General features: G+C 39.5%; 17 protein-coding genes. All 17 read right to left on the bottom strand.

All coding sequences use genetic code 11. The features are described from left to right. Position 1 precedes the first annotated feature (1 nt). Positions 2-340: a DUF3870 domain-containing protein gene (locus tag MKX49_RS08470; protein WP_048687694.1), complete on the bottom strand. Its 339-nt coding sequence runs from the start codon at positions 338-340 to the stop codon at positions 2-4. Between the two features lie 75 nt (positions 341-415). Further along, positions 416-1531: a muconate cycloisomerase family protein gene (locus MKX49_RS08465; RefSeq protein WP_318290875.1), complete on the bottom strand. Its 1116-nt coding sequence runs from the start codon at positions 1529-1531 to the stop codon at positions 416-418. 20 nt (positions 1532-1551) lie between these two features. Continuing rightward, complete coding sequence (locus MKX49_RS08460; protein ID WP_251542177.1) at positions 1552-2184, bottom strand: 3-oxoacid CoA-transferase subunit B; 633 nt, start codon at positions 2182-2184, stop codon at positions 1552-1554. After that, positions 2177-2866 carry a CoA transferase subunit A gene (locus MKX49_RS08455; protein ID WP_340876044.1) on the bottom strand — a complete coding sequence of 230 codons (690 nt, stop codon included), beginning with the start codon at positions 2864-2866 and terminating at the stop codon, positions 2177-2179. The genes MKX49_RS08460 and MKX49_RS08455 overlap by 8 nt, the downstream gene beginning before the upstream one ends. Before the next feature lie 21 nt (positions 2867-2887). Next, positions 2888-3607, bottom strand: coding sequence for a carboxymuconolactone decarboxylase family protein (locus tag MKX49_RS08450; RefSeq protein ID WP_340876043.1), 720 nt, complete (start codon positions 3605-3607; stop codon positions 2888-2890). Positions 3608-3621: 14 nt separating this feature from the next. Continuing rightward, positions 3622-4305, bottom strand: coding sequence for a cyclase family protein (locus MKX49_RS08445; RefSeq protein ID WP_340876042.1), 684 nt, complete (start codon positions 4303-4305; stop codon positions 3622-3624). Positions 4306-4544: 239 nt separating this feature from the next. Beyond that, positions 4545-5378, bottom strand: a complete 834-nt coding sequence (locus MKX49_RS08440; RefSeq protein WP_340876041.1) for an alpha/beta fold hydrolase — start codon at positions 5376-5378, stop codon at positions 4545-4547. A gap of 274 nt (positions 5379-5652) precedes the next feature. Next, positions 5653-6114 carry a pyridoxamine 5'-phosphate oxidase family protein gene (locus MKX49_RS08435; RefSeq protein WP_340876040.1) on the bottom strand — a complete coding sequence of 154 codons (462 nt, stop codon included), beginning with the start codon at positions 6112-6114 and terminating at the stop codon, positions 5653-5655. Positions 6115-6149: 35 nt separating this feature from the next. Next, complete coding sequence (locus tag MKX49_RS08430; protein WP_340876038.1) at positions 6150-6725, bottom strand: non-oxidative hydroxyarylic acid decarboxylases subunit B; 576 nt, start codon at positions 6723-6725, stop codon at positions 6150-6152. Between the two features lie 47 nt (positions 6726-6772). Further along, entirely contained in the window at positions 6773-8260 is a 1488-nt protein-coding gene (locus MKX49_RS08425; protein WP_340876037.1) for a UbiD family decarboxylase, read from the bottom strand. 129 nt (positions 8261-8389) lie between these two features. Further along, complete coding sequence (locus MKX49_RS08420) at positions 8390-9217, bottom strand: MerR family transcriptional regulator (RefSeq protein ID WP_323598124.1); 828 nt, start codon at positions 9215-9217, stop codon at positions 8390-8392. Between the two features lie 525 nt (positions 9218-9742). Further along, on the bottom strand, positions 9743-10519 hold the full coding sequence (locus MKX49_RS08415) for a DeoR/GlpR family DNA-binding transcription regulator (protein ID WP_048687683.1): 777 nt from the start codon (positions 10517-10519) through the stop codon (positions 9743-9745). Positions 10520-10804: 285 nt separating this feature from the next. Further along, the gene (tatC, locus tag MKX49_RS08410; RefSeq protein WP_439126778.1) at positions 10805-11521 is read right to left on the bottom strand and encodes a twin-arginine translocase subunit TatC; all 717 of its coding nucleotides are present in this window, start codon (positions 11519-11521) and stop codon (positions 10805-10807) included. 86 nt (positions 11522-11607) lie between these two features. Beyond that, positions 11608-11796 (bottom strand): twin-arginine translocase TatA/TatE family subunit, encoded by a 189-nt coding sequence (locus MKX49_RS08405; RefSeq protein WP_063236065.1) that lies wholly within the window; start codon positions 11794-11796, stop codon positions 11608-11610. Positions 11797-11913: 117 nt separating this feature from the next. Next, positions 11914-13317, bottom strand: a complete 1404-nt coding sequence (locus MKX49_RS08400; RefSeq protein ID WP_340876036.1) for an amidohydrolase — start codon at positions 13315-13317, stop codon at positions 11914-11916. 544 nt (positions 13318-13861) lie between these two features. After that, positions 13862-15037 carry a M20 family metallopeptidase gene (locus MKX49_RS08395; RefSeq protein ID WP_340876035.1) on the bottom strand — a complete coding sequence of 392 codons (1176 nt, stop codon included), beginning with the start codon at positions 15035-15037 and terminating at the stop codon, positions 13862-13864. Between the two features lie 2 nt (positions 15038-15039). After that, the gene (locus MKX49_RS08390) at positions 15040-16266 is read right to left on the bottom strand and encodes a Zn-dependent hydrolase (protein ID WP_340876034.1); all 1227 of its coding nucleotides are present in this window, start codon (positions 16264-16266) and stop codon (positions 15040-15042) included. Between the last annotated feature and the right edge of the window lie 5 nt (positions 16267-16271).

Raw genomic sequence — 16271 nt, 5'->3', positions numbered from 1 at the left:
TCTACCTCCTGCTATTTTTATTTCTTTCTTCTAAACTATCCTTATATCTCTGGTGAGCTATTTTCAGGGCAACAATCACCGACTGCTGCGATGGAGCTAAAAAGTCCGTTTTAATATTCTCTATTAAAGAATCAATATCCTTACTAAAATCAAAACCAACTATCATTCGCTTGAAAAAATCCTGGGCCAAAGTTGTTAAAAACGTAAATTCTGCATTAATGATGATGTGACTTTCCTTGTGAATTTCCAATACCATCCCAGCGTATTTATAATTTTCATACATGCTCGTATTTTGCGGCGCCTTCGCATAGGCGGTGATTAATAATGTTGGCTGTCCCATATAAAACTACATCCTCTCAAGATTACTTGCATAAACTAGTGGGTTTTCCATAATCCCCTTTCTAGTTTATATTAATTAAAGACCTCTTGAAAAATGTTTTACTTTTTCCATATCTATCTCCATGCCAAATCCTGGACCATCCGGGATGATTATTTCATAATTCTCATATTTTATTTCGTTTAGGGTAATATTTTCTTTGAATAGTAACGGACCGAATAATTCAGTACCGAATTCAAATTTGGGAATGGTTGAATAAAGTTGTGCACAAATGGCCGTGCCTAATGATGATTCAATCATCGTTCCTCCATACAAACCAAAACCTACACCTTCAGCAATTGCAGCCACTTTTTTCGTTTGGGTCATCCCGCCATGTTTACATATTTTCAAGGCGAACGAATTACCTGCTCTATGTTTAGCTATTTGGAATGAATCTTGTAAAGAATTCAATGACTCATCGGCCATGATCGGGACCTTAAAACGATCCGTCAATCTTGACATCCCTTCATTATCCCAAGCTGGCAGCGGCTGTTCGACCATGGAAACCCCGCCTTCCTGTAAAGCTTCAATGCAATACGTAGCCGTTGTTTCATCCCATGCCTGATTAACATCAACCGTAATGCGTGCTTGATCTCCCACGGCTTCAATAATTTTCAATACATGCTCCACATTCTTATATGGATTCCCTTTGCCAATTTTCAATTTAAAGATATTATGACGTTTTTGGTGTAAGGATTCTTTCGCTTCTTCGATATCTTTATTCGTATCCCCACTTGCCAATGTCCATGCCACCGGCAATGATTTATGAATTTGTCCTCCGAATAATTCATAAGCAGGGATGTTTCTCCTTCTGGCTACCAAATCCACCATGGCTGATTCAACGACAGCCTTCGCAAAATTATTTCCTCTAACATTGAGTGAAACTTCATGCATGATTTTGTCATAATGGACGGGGTTTTTACCAATGATAAGCGGGGCGATATATGTATCAATATTCACTTTTATCGCCTCTGGCGTCCCCTCACCATATGAAGCACCGCCTATTGTCGCCACCTCTGCCCAACCTTCCGCGCCTTCTTCATCCATGACACGGGCAAGAATGATCGTTTGTTCCACGATCGTATGCATGGCAAGCTGGTGAGGACGAATTGTGGGTAAATCAATAATGTATACTTCTACTGAACGTATTTTCATTTAATCCACCTTTTTAACATTTAATAGATAAAATCCGCTTCTGTTTTTGCTCTTACTTCTTCGATCGTTACACCGGGCATCAATTCAATCAATTTCAACTGTTTGTCAATAACTTCAAAGACAGCCAACTCGGTAATGATCATGTCAACGCTTCTAGTGGAAGTAATCGGGTAGGTGCATTTCTTTAAAACTTTACTTTTACCTTCCTTACTTGTATGTGTCATGGTCACGATCACTTTTTTGGCGCCAACCAACAGGTCCATCGCTCCTCCAACACCCATGATATTCTTGCCTGGTACCGCCCAATTTGCAATTTCCCCGGTTTGACCTACCTGCAAAACACCTAAGATGGCAACATCAATGTGACCTCCACGGATCATTGCAAACGATTCTGCACTATTAAAAAATGATGCCCCAATCGATTGCCCTACTGGTAACTTGCCTGCATTAACTAAATTGGGATCGATTTCATCTTCCTCTACATCAGCAACTCCCAATAATCCATTTTCCGTATGGAAAAAAACATTTTCATCATCAATGTACTTTGCAACCAAGGTCGGAATCCCGATTCCAAGGTTCACTATACAAGGACCCGTCAATTCTTTTGCCGCGCGTCTTGCTATCATATTTTGCATGAATTCTTTGTCACTCATAAACTTTGACACCTTCCTTCGTCAGGATTTTCTTTGCCTTTATAATTCCATCGACGAATAGATGCGGTGTTACAATCTCTTCTGGTGAGAGTGCTCCAGGTTCAACTATCTCATCCACTTCCGCAATTACGACATCTGCAGCTGTTGCCATTCCCGGATTAAAGTTTCGAGCCGTTTTATAATAAACAAGATTACCAAGTGTATCTGCCTTCCATGCCCTAATTAAAGCTACATTTGCTCTTATGGCAGGTTCAAAAATATATGTAGCCCCATTTATTTCCCTTTCTTCTTTTCCTTTAGCTAAATCGGTCCCTACACCCGTTTTCGTATAGTAACCGCCAATGCCAGCACCGCCAGCACGAATGGATTCCGCTAATGTCCCCTGTGGTAATAGTTCTAATTCAATTTCCCCGCGTTGGTAAAACTCCCCAATTTCACGATTGCTTGTAAAATAAGAACCGATCGCTTTTTTTATTTTCTTCTGGCTTAGGAGAACTCCCAGCCCTTTTCCTTTCTCGCCTAAATTGTTACTGATTACCGTCAAGCCTGCTACATCCTTTTTGGCCAAACCATCTATTAATGTAAGAGGGGCACCGATCAAGCCAAATCCACCTACCATTAGTGTATGACCGTTCTTCACACAAGATAAAGCTGCTTCTATATCTTGATGTACTTTCGTCATGTTTTCCCCACCAATCTCACGTTACTTATTTTCAATCAATGAATCACTTGCCTCAAACCAAGCAGGTATTCCAGCAGTCAATAAGCAAATCAGACCCACTTCAGCTAATTGTTCTTCCGAGGCCCCATTTAACCTTGCCGCCTCCATCCATTCCCCAACCTGTTCCCCTTTTAATTCTGTAATGAATATTCCTGTCATCAGAAGATGTTTTAGCCTTTTTGAAACCACTGAATCACTTAATATATAATCTTTAAGGGAGTTTTGGTCTTCCGATTTAACCAGTTTCAAAACATTCGAGACGAATTCCGTCTCCTCATCCCCTAATAGTTCAATCATATAAAGCAGGATTTCTTCTGCTGTTCCTTGATGGCCACTTATTTCGGGATATCGAATGCCTTTAAGTGTAAGAGCATACTCCAAAGACTTCATTCCTGTTTTTAATGCTTCTGTTCCGTTATATAAGTATGAAACTATTAGATATTCCACCAGTTCCGGTAATGTTGCCCCGCCATCGATTGCCCCTTTTGTATGGTAAACCATACTTCGTTCATACAACCTCGCAGCATTCATGCCTACCAGTAATATATCTTTCTCCTTCTTCGTCAATGCTCCCTCTTGCATGATGTTACTGCGCAAGTTGGTATAGTGATCAAGTGCATTGGGGCTATAATCGTGCATTTTTTGCACCCAGCCTGGCACCACATCATAAACTTCCTTGAAATACAATAATCCCTCGCTCATTCGTCTGCACCTCTTTATATTAATTGTGAATCGAGTATCGATAGTGCCCTTATAGGTGAGGCTGTTGCATTTTTTAGTTTTAAAGGAATCCCGAAAAAAAGAAAGCGAGAATGCTTAGGTAATTTTTCAAGATTCACTAGATTTTCAACGATATATATATCATGGTTCAGTAATTTTTGATGAATTCCGCTTTCTGAGTCCTGGTTCAAATCGGCATTGGGCAAATCCAAACCGACAATATGTATTTGCTTTTCAATAAACCATTGGGCCACACTATCATCTAAGGCCTGCGCTTCAAAAAAGCCTTCTCCCCCCCATGATTTCCCCCATGTCCTGATGAGGACGATATCGTTTTTTTCTACATACACCCCCTGCCTGCGTTCCGCCTCTTCAAGTAAAGCTTTCGTAACCGGTTCATGTGTCGCTTTTAACATGCTTACATCCAGTATGAGGGCATCACCAAACATATTCTCCAGATTGATGTTTTCAACCGACTCCCCGTTTTCAAAGTAATGTGAAGGCACATCGACATGTGTCCCACTATGATCAGAAAAAGAAATCAACTTGGAACGGCAGCCTTTAGGATGTTCCTCATGTTCAAGATGTTCAAGAGGTTCATCTTTAATGCCTATTGCAGGTAAATCATTATCCGTAACTAGACCATCGTAAAGTTCCAATGTTAAATCAATGATTTTCAACCATAAAACCCCCAAATTCATTAAGCGTTTACATTATCACGACAAAAATGGCTACCCTAAACATACTATCAATAATTGACAGCAGGTGTTTAAGGTAGCCAGTTGTTCACTAGTTGTTATTAAAAAAGGTTATTTTTTAATAGCTAATGAATAGGCAATAATTAAGTTTATTTTATATTCTTAATATTACACTATTTTCTGTTAATTTCAATATCTTTTTTTAAAATAACTGCAAAAAATTAAATTCGTTTTAAAAAAGATTTTATTCCTTCGTTAATCTCCGCCCTTTTTTCAAAAACCATTGTATAGTGATTACATGTAGAAACGATCATTTCAATATCAGGCGTATATTTCTTCGTATCAGCATAGGCTTCTTCATAAAATAAAGGAGGAAATCCCCCTATTTTCCCACTGGCATACACCAATAACGTTTTACAGGAAATTTGTCTACAAATCTCTTTAGGGACAAAAGAATAAAAACTATCGAAATCTCTAAGAATGCTGTCTTCTGATGATTTATTCTCCCAGTAACCATCCACTTCATGAACCTCATACTCCGCCACACTTTGCAGGTGATCCGTCCATTTGATACCCAAGCGGCTATAGATTTCCTTAATTTCTGCAATATAGCTTTCTTGAGATTCATATTCTTTACTTAATCGGCCTAGAGAAGGTTGTACGATGTCCCTTTGTTGTTGAGAGCAATTGGCCGCACCATCCAATAATATCAGGGCCTTTACCGAGGTTAATTTGCTGGCTACAACGCTTGAGATGAAGGCTCCCATTGAATACCCGATCAAAATCGGGTTATTTATCTTTAACTCTTGAATTAACTCAATTACATCTTCTGCATGTTTGAATAGAGAAGTCTGCACATCTGCCCTTGAACTATTCCCCCTCCCTCTCAAGTCAATCGAAATGACTCTGTACTCGCCCTTTAACATTTCTGCATAATAATGCATTTGCTTATGATTACCCGTTAAACCATGTATGGCGATGATTGGCCCTTTCGTTCCAGGATAATCAGCAATTTGGATTCTGTGATCCCCCAATTCCTTTACATACATTTCCATAGCAACTCCTCCATTTCCATATTTATTAACATTAACCATCCTGCTATTTAATAAAAAAAGCTATCTTAACTTCACATCAAGGTAACTTGATCGAGAAATTAAGATAGCCAGTCAGTTCATTAATTTTCATTAAAAAAGGGCATTTTTTAATGATTAATGAATAGGCAAGATATAAATACATGTAACGATTTTATTTTACATGAAGTTCTAATTATTTCAATCATAATTTGATTATTTCGAATCCTTTATCGTCTTAAAGTCGGTAACTGGGATTTTATTGAAGGAGGTCCTCTATGGTAGCGCTCCATCGTTCAACAACTTCTTTAGGGTTTTTCAAGTCGATTTTAATTCCAGAGGTTATTTCAGCATATTTAGCCATATCCTCCCGTGCCTCTATTATTTTGGCGTGGAATCTTTCTCTTTTGTATTGCGCATCTGGCAGTTCTTTTAATCTCTCTAATGAAAGGCGAATATATTGTGCTTTACCTTTCCAAAACAAAACCAGTGTGGCTTTATGGGTACGAATGACATTGGCTGTAGTCGAAGTATCCGGCCATAGGCCAATCCTTAATTCCTTCCTGCTTATCGCTACGATCTCACCCACGCTAACCATAGCAGTATGCGGCCATCCTTCTTCACTTACCGTCAACAGCATCATGGCTTCATGCTGCTTGTCGACAAGATCTTTACCATTTAACAAGTCGAATACCTCTACTGGCATTTCCACCCCATTCATTTTTTCACCTTTTTCCTTAATTCACTAGCAATCTGTTATATTTTGGTGCGATATTTCATTCCGTCCCACCGTTTCGCACCGTGAGTATCGATTTCAAATTGATCTAACGCCCGATAAGCAAGATGGTCAATGATATCGTTAACATTCTCAGGATGATTATAGAAGGCTGGCATCGGAGGGAATATAATGGTCCCCATTTTGGAAAGCGCCGTCATATTCTCCAAATGAATCGTATTCAGAGGGGTTTCTCTAGTCATTAGTAATAATTTTTTTCTTTCCTTCAACATGACATCAGCAGATCGCGTTAATAAATTATCCGCTAGTCCCATGCGAATGGAAGCTAGCGTTTTCATACTGCAAGGTGCTACGATCATGCCATCAACCCGGTAAGATCCACTTGATATTCTTGCAGCTTGATCTTTGTAGGAATAGGAATGATCAGCTAATCCCTCCACGTCTTTAACAGAATAAGATGTTTCATGTTGAATGGTGGCATGTGCCCACGGGGACATGATTAAATGGGTCTCAACTTCACTGCTTTTAAGCATCTGAAGAATCCTAATTCCAAAAATGGCTCCAGTCGCTCCTGTTATCCCAACAGTGATTTTCATTAATTCCCCTCCTTACATTAGTCATTGAATCGAAACTTTATAGAAACTTATGAATTGGAAAATCCAGGAACGAATCGACTTGGATCCACCTCTTTAAATTCAGACCTTTTAAATTCATTTTTTAAATGAAATGGTACTGTGCAGTCAAATATGGTTTTACAGGAAATCCCCTTTTCCTGAATGGTAGGGCTGTATGCAGGATCTTGTGTAGGATCTAACGGGTGACAGCGCACTCCAGGAATGAAAACCGTATCAACATCACCTTGGTAACGAGTATTTAACGCCCATAGAACATCATTGCTATCGAAGGGATCCACATCTTCATCCACGATGAATACATGCTTCAGTTCAGAAAAGGCGGAGAACGCCAATAGTGCAGCTTGTCTTTGGCGCCCTTCATCACTTGGCTGACTTTTCTTGAATTGAAGAACAGCCATGTATTTACCTCCTCCTGAAGTATGGGCATATACATTTAATAATTTTCCTGGCATGGATTTTTCCACCATTTGCAGAATGCTTGCTTCAGTTGGAATGCCAGCCATATTCACATGCTCCTCACTCGGACCAATAACTGTTTGCATGATTGGGTTGACTCGGTGCGTTACAGCTTTCACTTTGATTAGTGGCAGATCCGCAACAGCTGAACCTGTATAACCAGGGAATTCCGGCATTGCTTTTCCAGTATTGGTGTTTTGATCTTCCCGAACACGCACTCCGGGAACCAATTCCCCTTCTATTACATATTCAGCATTCGCGATAGCTTTTTCATCAATCGTCAAGCATTGGACCAATTCTACCGCTTCTTTCCTGATCGCCCCTGCAACACTCAACTCATTAAAGCCAAGGGGTGTCGTTGGTGCTTCAAAACAAGCAGCGACTTCAATAGCAGGGTCAACACCGATACTAATGGAAATGGGTAACGGTTTTCCTGCTTTTTCAGCCTTTTCACGAAAAACTTCCAAATGACGTCCAGGAACAAAATACATGGTCATCTCATCTTTACTTTGTAAACATAAACGATGTATCGTAATATCAGATTCACCCGTTTCTGAATCGGAGGCATAGCACATGCCTATCGTGATATACGGACCTGCATCTTCCTCTGTATTCGTAGGCGCAGGTATTAATTTTCTGATATCGAAATCCGGATCTTCTGCATAGTGAACCACTTCTTGAGCTTTCGCTTTATCATTCGAAATGGTGATTGGATCAATTGGGTTTTTTACAGCTTCATTTAAAAGGAACCCGAGCCGCTCGGGTTTTGTATCCAGCATGTGGCCGACTCTTTCCCGGCTGGCTAAAAGTCCGATTACCACACTTGAATCTTCATGACCCAAAACATGATTGAAAACCATGGCAGGTCCGATTTTTGTTGGACGCATCACTGTCCCGCCAGCACCGACATGACGATACACGCCAGATAATTCAGCATGAGGATTGACTGGTTCATCCGTTTCAATCAATTGTCCTGGAATCGACTTCAGTAGTTCCAGCGCAGAACGTAAATCTGTCACTTTATTCATTTTTTCAGACATAATAAATCCCCCTGTCAATTTAAAATCAGTATCCTATGTATAGTCACATTAAAATAACCTATATGTTATCGGTTACAATTGATATTCTAAAGTGTATTTCTACTATACAGTCAATGGATATTTGAAAATTCAAGTAATTTTCTCTATAGGGATTTGCAGCTGACAAAAATCAACACTACTATCATTCTCGTAAAAGGTCGTATCCAATAAGCAAGCATCTACGACGTCCCCAATAATTCTATAGTGATTTTCACTGATCCATTGAACCAATTCATTTAAAAACTCAATGTTATATGGCATTCCATATTTATATACACATGCATATTGCCCAGCAGGCAACGTCATCATGTTATCCATATCAGGATCGATAAAAGGTAATGCAGTATATATTCCCGCACCCTCGAAAACATCATCCGTTCCAAGCTTATCCTTTAAAATAACCGTGCCAAATCCCTCAGACGGAAGCATTTCATGTTTACTTAATACATTCCAAGCTTTCATCAGCGTTAAATGTAATTCTTCTCGGCACAATTCATTTTCAAATGGTATAAATAAGACATGCCTTTCAGGAAATTCTTCGATAATAGGTTTATCCAATTCACTTTTAATATTTTTGGCTTCTGAATATTTCATTAATCTCTGTTGAATGAATGTACGGGTATTCATCAAGGCATTTATTTCTTTATCAATGAATTCTTGATGAAATTCCAAAAGTGACATGGCAGTGGTTAAATTCCGATTTCCTATATGGTCCTTAATATCATTCAGTTTGATGCCAACCGACTTCAAAAAGCAAATTTCCCTTAGAAACGGAATCTGAACGGCACTATAGTACCGATAACCATGTTCATCTATATGTACCGGTTTAAATAAACCGATCTTATCGTAATAAATGAGTGTTTGCCTTGAGATACTGTGAATGGAAGCCATTTCACTGATTGATAAGTAATTGCCCATATGAGTTCCCCCTCCGCATAGCCTTTTTATAAAGTCCCTCTACTTCTTATTATTACTTCTACAGCCATGATTTAATTTATTAATCTTTTGATTTCCCTCCTTCCAATCGGCTATACAGCCGATTGGAGAGGATCCTCCACTAACTTTACCATTTTTCCATGTAAAATGAATGGAATTTCAACGGCCCTTTCTATCGAAATGGAGCATATCAACATCTTCATTAGTAGGCAATATGTAAGCGACTGCAATGGATACAGAAGGAAAATACCAAAAGGTTTATTTTCTTACCAGCAATGTGGAGTGAACAGCTAATCACCTTTACAAATGATTAAAAAGAACTTCATCAATCTATCCACTGAAAAAAGAGCACCTCTTGGGCGCTCTTTTTTCATAATTTTTTTTACATGATTCACAAACATATCTTTTTTGCTTTTCGTTCAACACTATATTGTATATCCTCAATTTAAGCATTAACCGCTGTTATGAGTTTAATATAATTAGCAGTAAATCGAACCCATAAAACTATTACTCGTCTCTTTCATGACCTGGAACCACAATCACTTCTACCACATGTTTATTTAAGATTTCCTGCATGTTTTTTGGTACTTCTTTGTCTGTAATCACTATATCAACGGAGTTTAAGTCACATACCTTTTGAAAAAAAGTTTTATTAAACTTCGTTGAATCTGCAATCACAATGACCTGGTCAGAACGCTTAATCATTTCGTGAACGAGGAGACCTTCTTCCTCGATGGATGTAGACAGTCCTTCAGCAGATATTCCGCAAGTACCAATGATGCATTTATTCACCTTATAATCTTGTACATCCCTGATGGCTCTTGAACCATAAATGGCTTGGTGTCTAGTGCTTAATGTTCCGCCTAATAAATTAACTTTTATATCGTCCCTCTGGCTTAATACACTGGCAATGTTAATCGAATTAGTCACGACAGTGTTGTTCCGGCTCGTTAAATATTTAGCTACAAATTGAACTGTTGTAGAGGCATCCAAAATAAGATGATCCCCGTTGTTTATCAAAGAAGCTGCAAATTTTCCGATCTTGCCTTTAGCTTCCGATGCCATGTTCATGCGCTCACCATAATTATGGACTTCATTGGAAAGCAGAGCCTTTTTCGCCCCACCCCGTATTCGAATGATCTTCCTCATCTCTTCTAAATTGATTAAGTCTCTTCTGGCCGTATCTTTAGATACATTATTTATTTTACAAATTGTTTCAATATCAATCCGTTCGTGTTCGTTTAAATATTGAACAATGGCGTCTAGTCGTTCATCCTGTAGCATGATCTCACCTCGTAATTTAATTATAAGTTAATCCAAGTTTAATCACAAAGAAACATGAATTTTTTTAAGGATAATTAAGCTTTTGAGGGTAGATTATTAGTAAATGCCGAACACATTAATCAATATACTTAGTTATCAGAATTTCATATCGGGGATATTAACCAGGGATTAAACATGTCGGACAGCCCACCAAAATATAGATTCCGACCATTGTATGGGGTTATTCCGGACATAAAAAAAATCAACCTTAAAATGGAGATGCTACTATCTTGGTGCAAGACCCTTTTAGACAGATTCATATTTTTTACTTTCTTTTTCCCATTGATGTCGATTATATACGAATTTAGATAAGCTGACACTGCTTTCATATAAGAGTAATAAAGGTATTGTAACTAGGATATCTGATAGAAAGTCTGGTGGAGTAATCAAAATTGAAATAACTATTAAAATAAAGTAAGAATATTTCCTAATTTTTTGCAAACGGTATGGATTTATAATTCCTAAACTTGTTAGAAACATGATAACAACGGGCATTTCAAACAGAAATCCAAAAGGCAATGTCATATGAAGCATAAACCGGAAATATTTCTCCGTTGTAAAGAAAGTAGTAAACATGCCGTTTGATAGAGACATTAAAAAATTTAGGACAATAGGAAATAAAATAAAGTAACCAAAACTGATTCCTAATATGAATAGAATAAATAGAGCTGGAATATAAGCGCTAGTAACCTTGCGTTCTTTTGCTGTTAACGCTGGACGTACAAACAGCCAAGTTTGGTGAGCAGCAACCGGTATAGTAGCCGCGATGGCAACGACGGTGGCAATCATTAAATAAACGAGTATGATGTCACTCGGTCCTAACAGGGCTAGCTTAAACGGCAAGTCTTTAACTATTACATTATAAATATCTTGAACATATATAAATGTCAGTACGAGGAACAGCGTGAAAACGACTAACGTGATAATAATACGTTTACGTAACTCCTCAAGGTGCTGAATCATGCTCGTTTTTTTTTGATTTTCCAACTTCATCACTCCAGGAAAAAAAGATGTAAGACAGATCCTACATCCCCTCTTCATTTATTTGATTAGCTTTCTTTCTTATTGGTCACATCTGCATTAGTGTCATCTGCAACAAGGTCTCTGGTAGACTTTTTAAATTCTCTTAATGTTGAGCCAAACGCCCTTCCGATTTCCGGTAACTTTGAAGGGCCGAAAATAATAAGGGCAATCACTAAAATTAGCATCAATCCTGGTATTCCAATATTTTGTAGCATAACTTCCCCCATCAGTATTCATATTTTGTAATTCCTTTAAAACGTTAAACGTTAATGTGCTCATCGAACCTATCCCAATTCTTTTTTACCAAGGTTCATTAACATTGTCATACCCTTTTAATTGGTATGAAGCTTAGGCTTCACGCTATCCAGAGAACCCGAAGAGAGAGTTCCCTTATGCAATACGGCAGCACGCTTAGGCAGTCGGGCTACGGCTTCGGCCGAGCAGCTTGCTGGAATGAGTACAGCAGTCGCGGCATCGCCTACCTTTGGCCATATTTGCTTACCAGCCTCGTCTAACGGTGTAATGCCACCGGTAGCAAGGGAAAGTGAGCGAGACAGGTTGTATTCGTTTGACCATCCGTATAGATCTGAGGCGAGATGTGCCTTCTGCAGCGTATCGCCAATCCCGAATGGTGACCAGTGATCCGTAATACTATCATTACCTAGCATGACGTTCACCTTATGCTTCTGAAGGAGCGGAATCGGCATTACGTCTTTGCCGATTGGAACGGTTGAGGCGATGGAAATACCCAGCGATGCAAGGCGCTTTGCCATTTCTACGTCGGCGCCATCCCCTAACGAAGCGAGCGAAAACGCATGACTGATCGTCACTTTTCCCTGCAGACCCGCTTCCTCAGTCAGATCAGCCAATCGACGTATTGCCTTCAAACCCGTTTCGCCACCTTCATGAAGGTGAATATCAATACCTGCTTTGTAGTCAACAGCGATCTGTACCATCGTTTGCAACGATTTTTCCATATCCCCGTCAACTAAGGTTGGATCAAGTCCGCCAACATGTGTAACTCCGAGCTGCATGGCTTCGCGTATCAATCCCTGAGAATTTGAACGTAGTAGGCCATGTTGAGGAAATCCAACGATTTCATGTGATATTTTATCTGAATAGTTCGCTAAGGCCAGATTTAGTTTTTCAAGATTTTTCAAGCCAACGACTGGATCGATGTTGCAATGGCTTCTGACATAAGTTGAGCCATAGCCAAGAATTAGTTCAATTAATTTCTCCGCACGCTCCTGAGCTGTTGGAAGGAGCTCCAGCAGCAGTGTCTGCTCCAAGGTAATCATGTCAAAAATGCCATTTTTCCTCGTCGCAGCCGCTCTCCAAGGACCGCCATAAAAGGTTTTATCCAAATGAATATGCATATCTCTAAAAGAAGGAAGTAGTAGCATGCCTTTCGCGTCGTAGCAATCGACACCTTTTCCATAAGGGGACTTGGTATCTAGTATTCTGGTAATGATGCCTTTTACAATATGGAGGTTCCTCAATACGGTTTCGGTTGCGACGACCTGGCCATCTTTATACTTGTATCCACTTTCCAATCTAACATTCATCAATATGTAGGAACTGTTCTTTCCTGGTTTTTTGGTGTTATGGCCAGCCTTCCTCTCAGCCTCAGCACTTGCCGTCTCAGGCATAAATAATCCCACCGTGTCCGTGACACCGAGAACGGCGGAAGCGCTTCCAATTTTACAGACGTTACCTATAAACTTTCTGCGGGACAAACCTTCTTTTTCCTGATTCACCTGTGAAATCCTCCTTTAGTACGTTCGTATTTTAAGATGATCATGATTATAAACTTCATTGGAGAACAAGAGGCATCCAGCCCGGTATTTGATTGGATTTACTCTTTTCTTCCAATCTTTCATATCTCTTCTAGTGGTGTTTTTGGATTTATTTTTACAATTTCAATCCATTCATATCTGTTGAAATAGTCACTGGTCCAGTTACATGATGTCACCCTATAGATCCAATTATAAGTCTACTTAATTTTAATAGCAATAAAATTTGCATTATTTTAAGTTTTTTTAAGTTTTTCGTGGTAATTAATTGATTTCTCATTTTAATTTCGACACAAGATACCTTTGTTGTTTCATTCCTTGTTAATGGAAAACAAAAAGGAATGGTAAAATCCATTCCCTTTTTGACTGTATGCAACGCCCTTGTAGTAAAATGTAACCCTTAACGCCAGAAGGCCGCCAATTGGCGGCCTTCTGACATTGAAAGACTGTTTTGAAATTGTCCAAGTTCCTTCTTCTTTTCAGTCCGTTATTCATTCAAATACGCCCATGCATATTGGGCATAAAGTTCTGAACCGGTAGCAAGCGCATCCTCGTCGATGTTGAATTTCCCGTGATGATGCGCCCATTCCGTATCCTTTTCAGGGTTTCCTGATCCCACTAAAGCGAAACTTCCGGGTACTTCATCTAAATAGAAGCTAAAGTCTTCGCCCCCCATTGTTGGCTTTTCATTATATATTGCGTCTTCGCCAAACGCTTGTGAGGCCACCTTTTGCACTAATTTGGCACTATATTCATCATTAATGACAGCTTGCGTGCCACGGTAGTAATCAACCTTTGCGGTCGCACCGTAAATGTTCGCAACATTTTCAGCATAAATCTGGAGCTGCTTTTCAATATGGTCACGTGTTTTAGAATCAAAACAACGGACAGTCCCTTCAATGACGGCATTTTCTGCAATGACATTAAAACGTGTGCCAACGACCATTTTTCCAACTGTCAAAACAGCGGGATTTTGTGGGTCGACCGTTCTTGATACGACGGACTGTACATTCATGACGAATGAAGAGGCGACAATAGTTGCATCGATACAGTCCTGCGGCATTGCACCATGTCCCCCTCTTCCTTTAAAGGTTACGGTAAAGATATCTGCTGAAGCGAATGAAGGTCCTTGAGTGCAAGCGACTTTGTTTGTTGGCATTTGCGACCAAATATGTATGCCAAAAACATTATCAACACCTTCAACGGCCCCCTGTTTAACCATTTCCCTTGCACCTGTTGCTACTTCTTCGGCTGGTTGGAATATGAAGCGCACATTCCCAGGTAATTCTTCTTTTATTTCGTTTAGTGCCTTCGCTGCAATTAATAGCATGGATGTGTGTGCATCATGACCACATGCATGCATTTTCCCTTCTTCTTTTGAAGCATACGGCAAGTCTTTATTTAGTTCTTCTACAGAAAGGGCGTCCATATCTGCTCTTAAAGCGACGGTCTTTCCAGCCTTACCGCCTTTAATTTCTGCAATGACACCTGTTGGTTCTGCTTTTCGATAAGTAATCCCTAATTTTTCAAGGTAGTCACAAACAAAGGCAGTTGTATTTTCTTCTTCCCATGATAACTCAGGTTCGCTATGAAGTTTTCTGCGTATTTCTGTTAATTCATCACTATAATTTTGAATCGCTTCTTTTATCGTTTGATTAATCATTCTTATTCTACCTCCGTTAAACATTTAGCCACTTCGTAAAATATTTGCACTCCATTTGCCAAATGACGTGCATCAGACCATTCCTCTGGGCAATGACTTAGTCCTGCTTTACTTGGAACAAAAAGCATGCCAACATCAGTCACATCGGAAAAAACCATCGCATCATGACCTGCTCCACTATCAATGGAACAGTATGGAATTTCCATATCAGAACTTTTATCTTTTAATAAATCCTTAATCTCATTGCTCAATATCTTTGGCGGCATATACAACAGCTGTTCAGCCGTTGTATGGATCCCCTGTACCTGATAGGATTCGATTAATTCTTTCATCCGCCTGATGACATTGTTAATATGTTCTTCCTTGCTTGATCGAATATCTACCGAAAATACCACTTTATTCGGTATGACGTTTGCTCCATTTGGTAAAACATCTAGTCGTCCTGTCGTTATAACCGTTCCTTCTCCTTCCTCAATTGCAAAGTTCGGTAATTGAGAAATAATTTGAGCGGCAGCAACCAATGCGTCCGTACGGCGATCCATTGGGGTTGTGCCTGCATGTCCTGCCTTTCCTTCAATGGTTACTTCAAATTGAGTTAAACCAACAATAGCTTCTACAACACCAATGGGGATATTCTTCTCTTCAAGGATTGGACCTTGTTCTATATGCAATTCGAGAAATGCTTTAATGCTATTGGGATTTCTTCTTTTCGGAAGAGAGAAATCCAGTCCAATTTTTGACATCGCTTCAATTGTGGTGATACCATCTTTATCCTTTAAATTTTTAAAACTTTCCTCACTAAGCGTTCCCACTATTCCTCTCGACCCCATTAGCCCTCCGCCAAAACGAGCTCCTTCTTCTTCAATCAGGGCAACGATTTCCAATGGATATTTAGGTGTTAATTGATTTTCTGCAAATAGGGCAGCCACTTCAAGTGCGACCATTACACCGGCTGGTCCGTCATACGCACCGCCATTTGGTACGGAATCAAAATGTGAACCTAACAGAACGCTTGGTGCATCTTTTAAAGTACCCTCAAGCTTTCCAAAAACATTTCCAAATCCATCTTCCTTTACTGTCAGGCCGTATTCCAACATTTTATTTTTTATATAATTACGTGTAAGCAAGTCTTCCTTGCTATACGTAAGCCGGGTAGTCCCTTCTCCGGGTGTTGATGTAAATTCGCTCAAATCATTTATTTGCTTTTCTATACGTTCGCTAAGCCTCACTTAGA

This window comes from Peribacillus sp. FSL M8-0224 (assembly GCF_038003055.1).
GTDB classification, from domain to species: domain Bacteria; phylum Bacillota; class Bacilli; order Bacillales; family DSM-1321; genus Peribacillus; species Peribacillus frigoritolerans.
The sequence above is the reverse complement of the archived record's forward strand: the minus strand, read 5'-3'. Positions and strand labels throughout refer to the sequence as shown.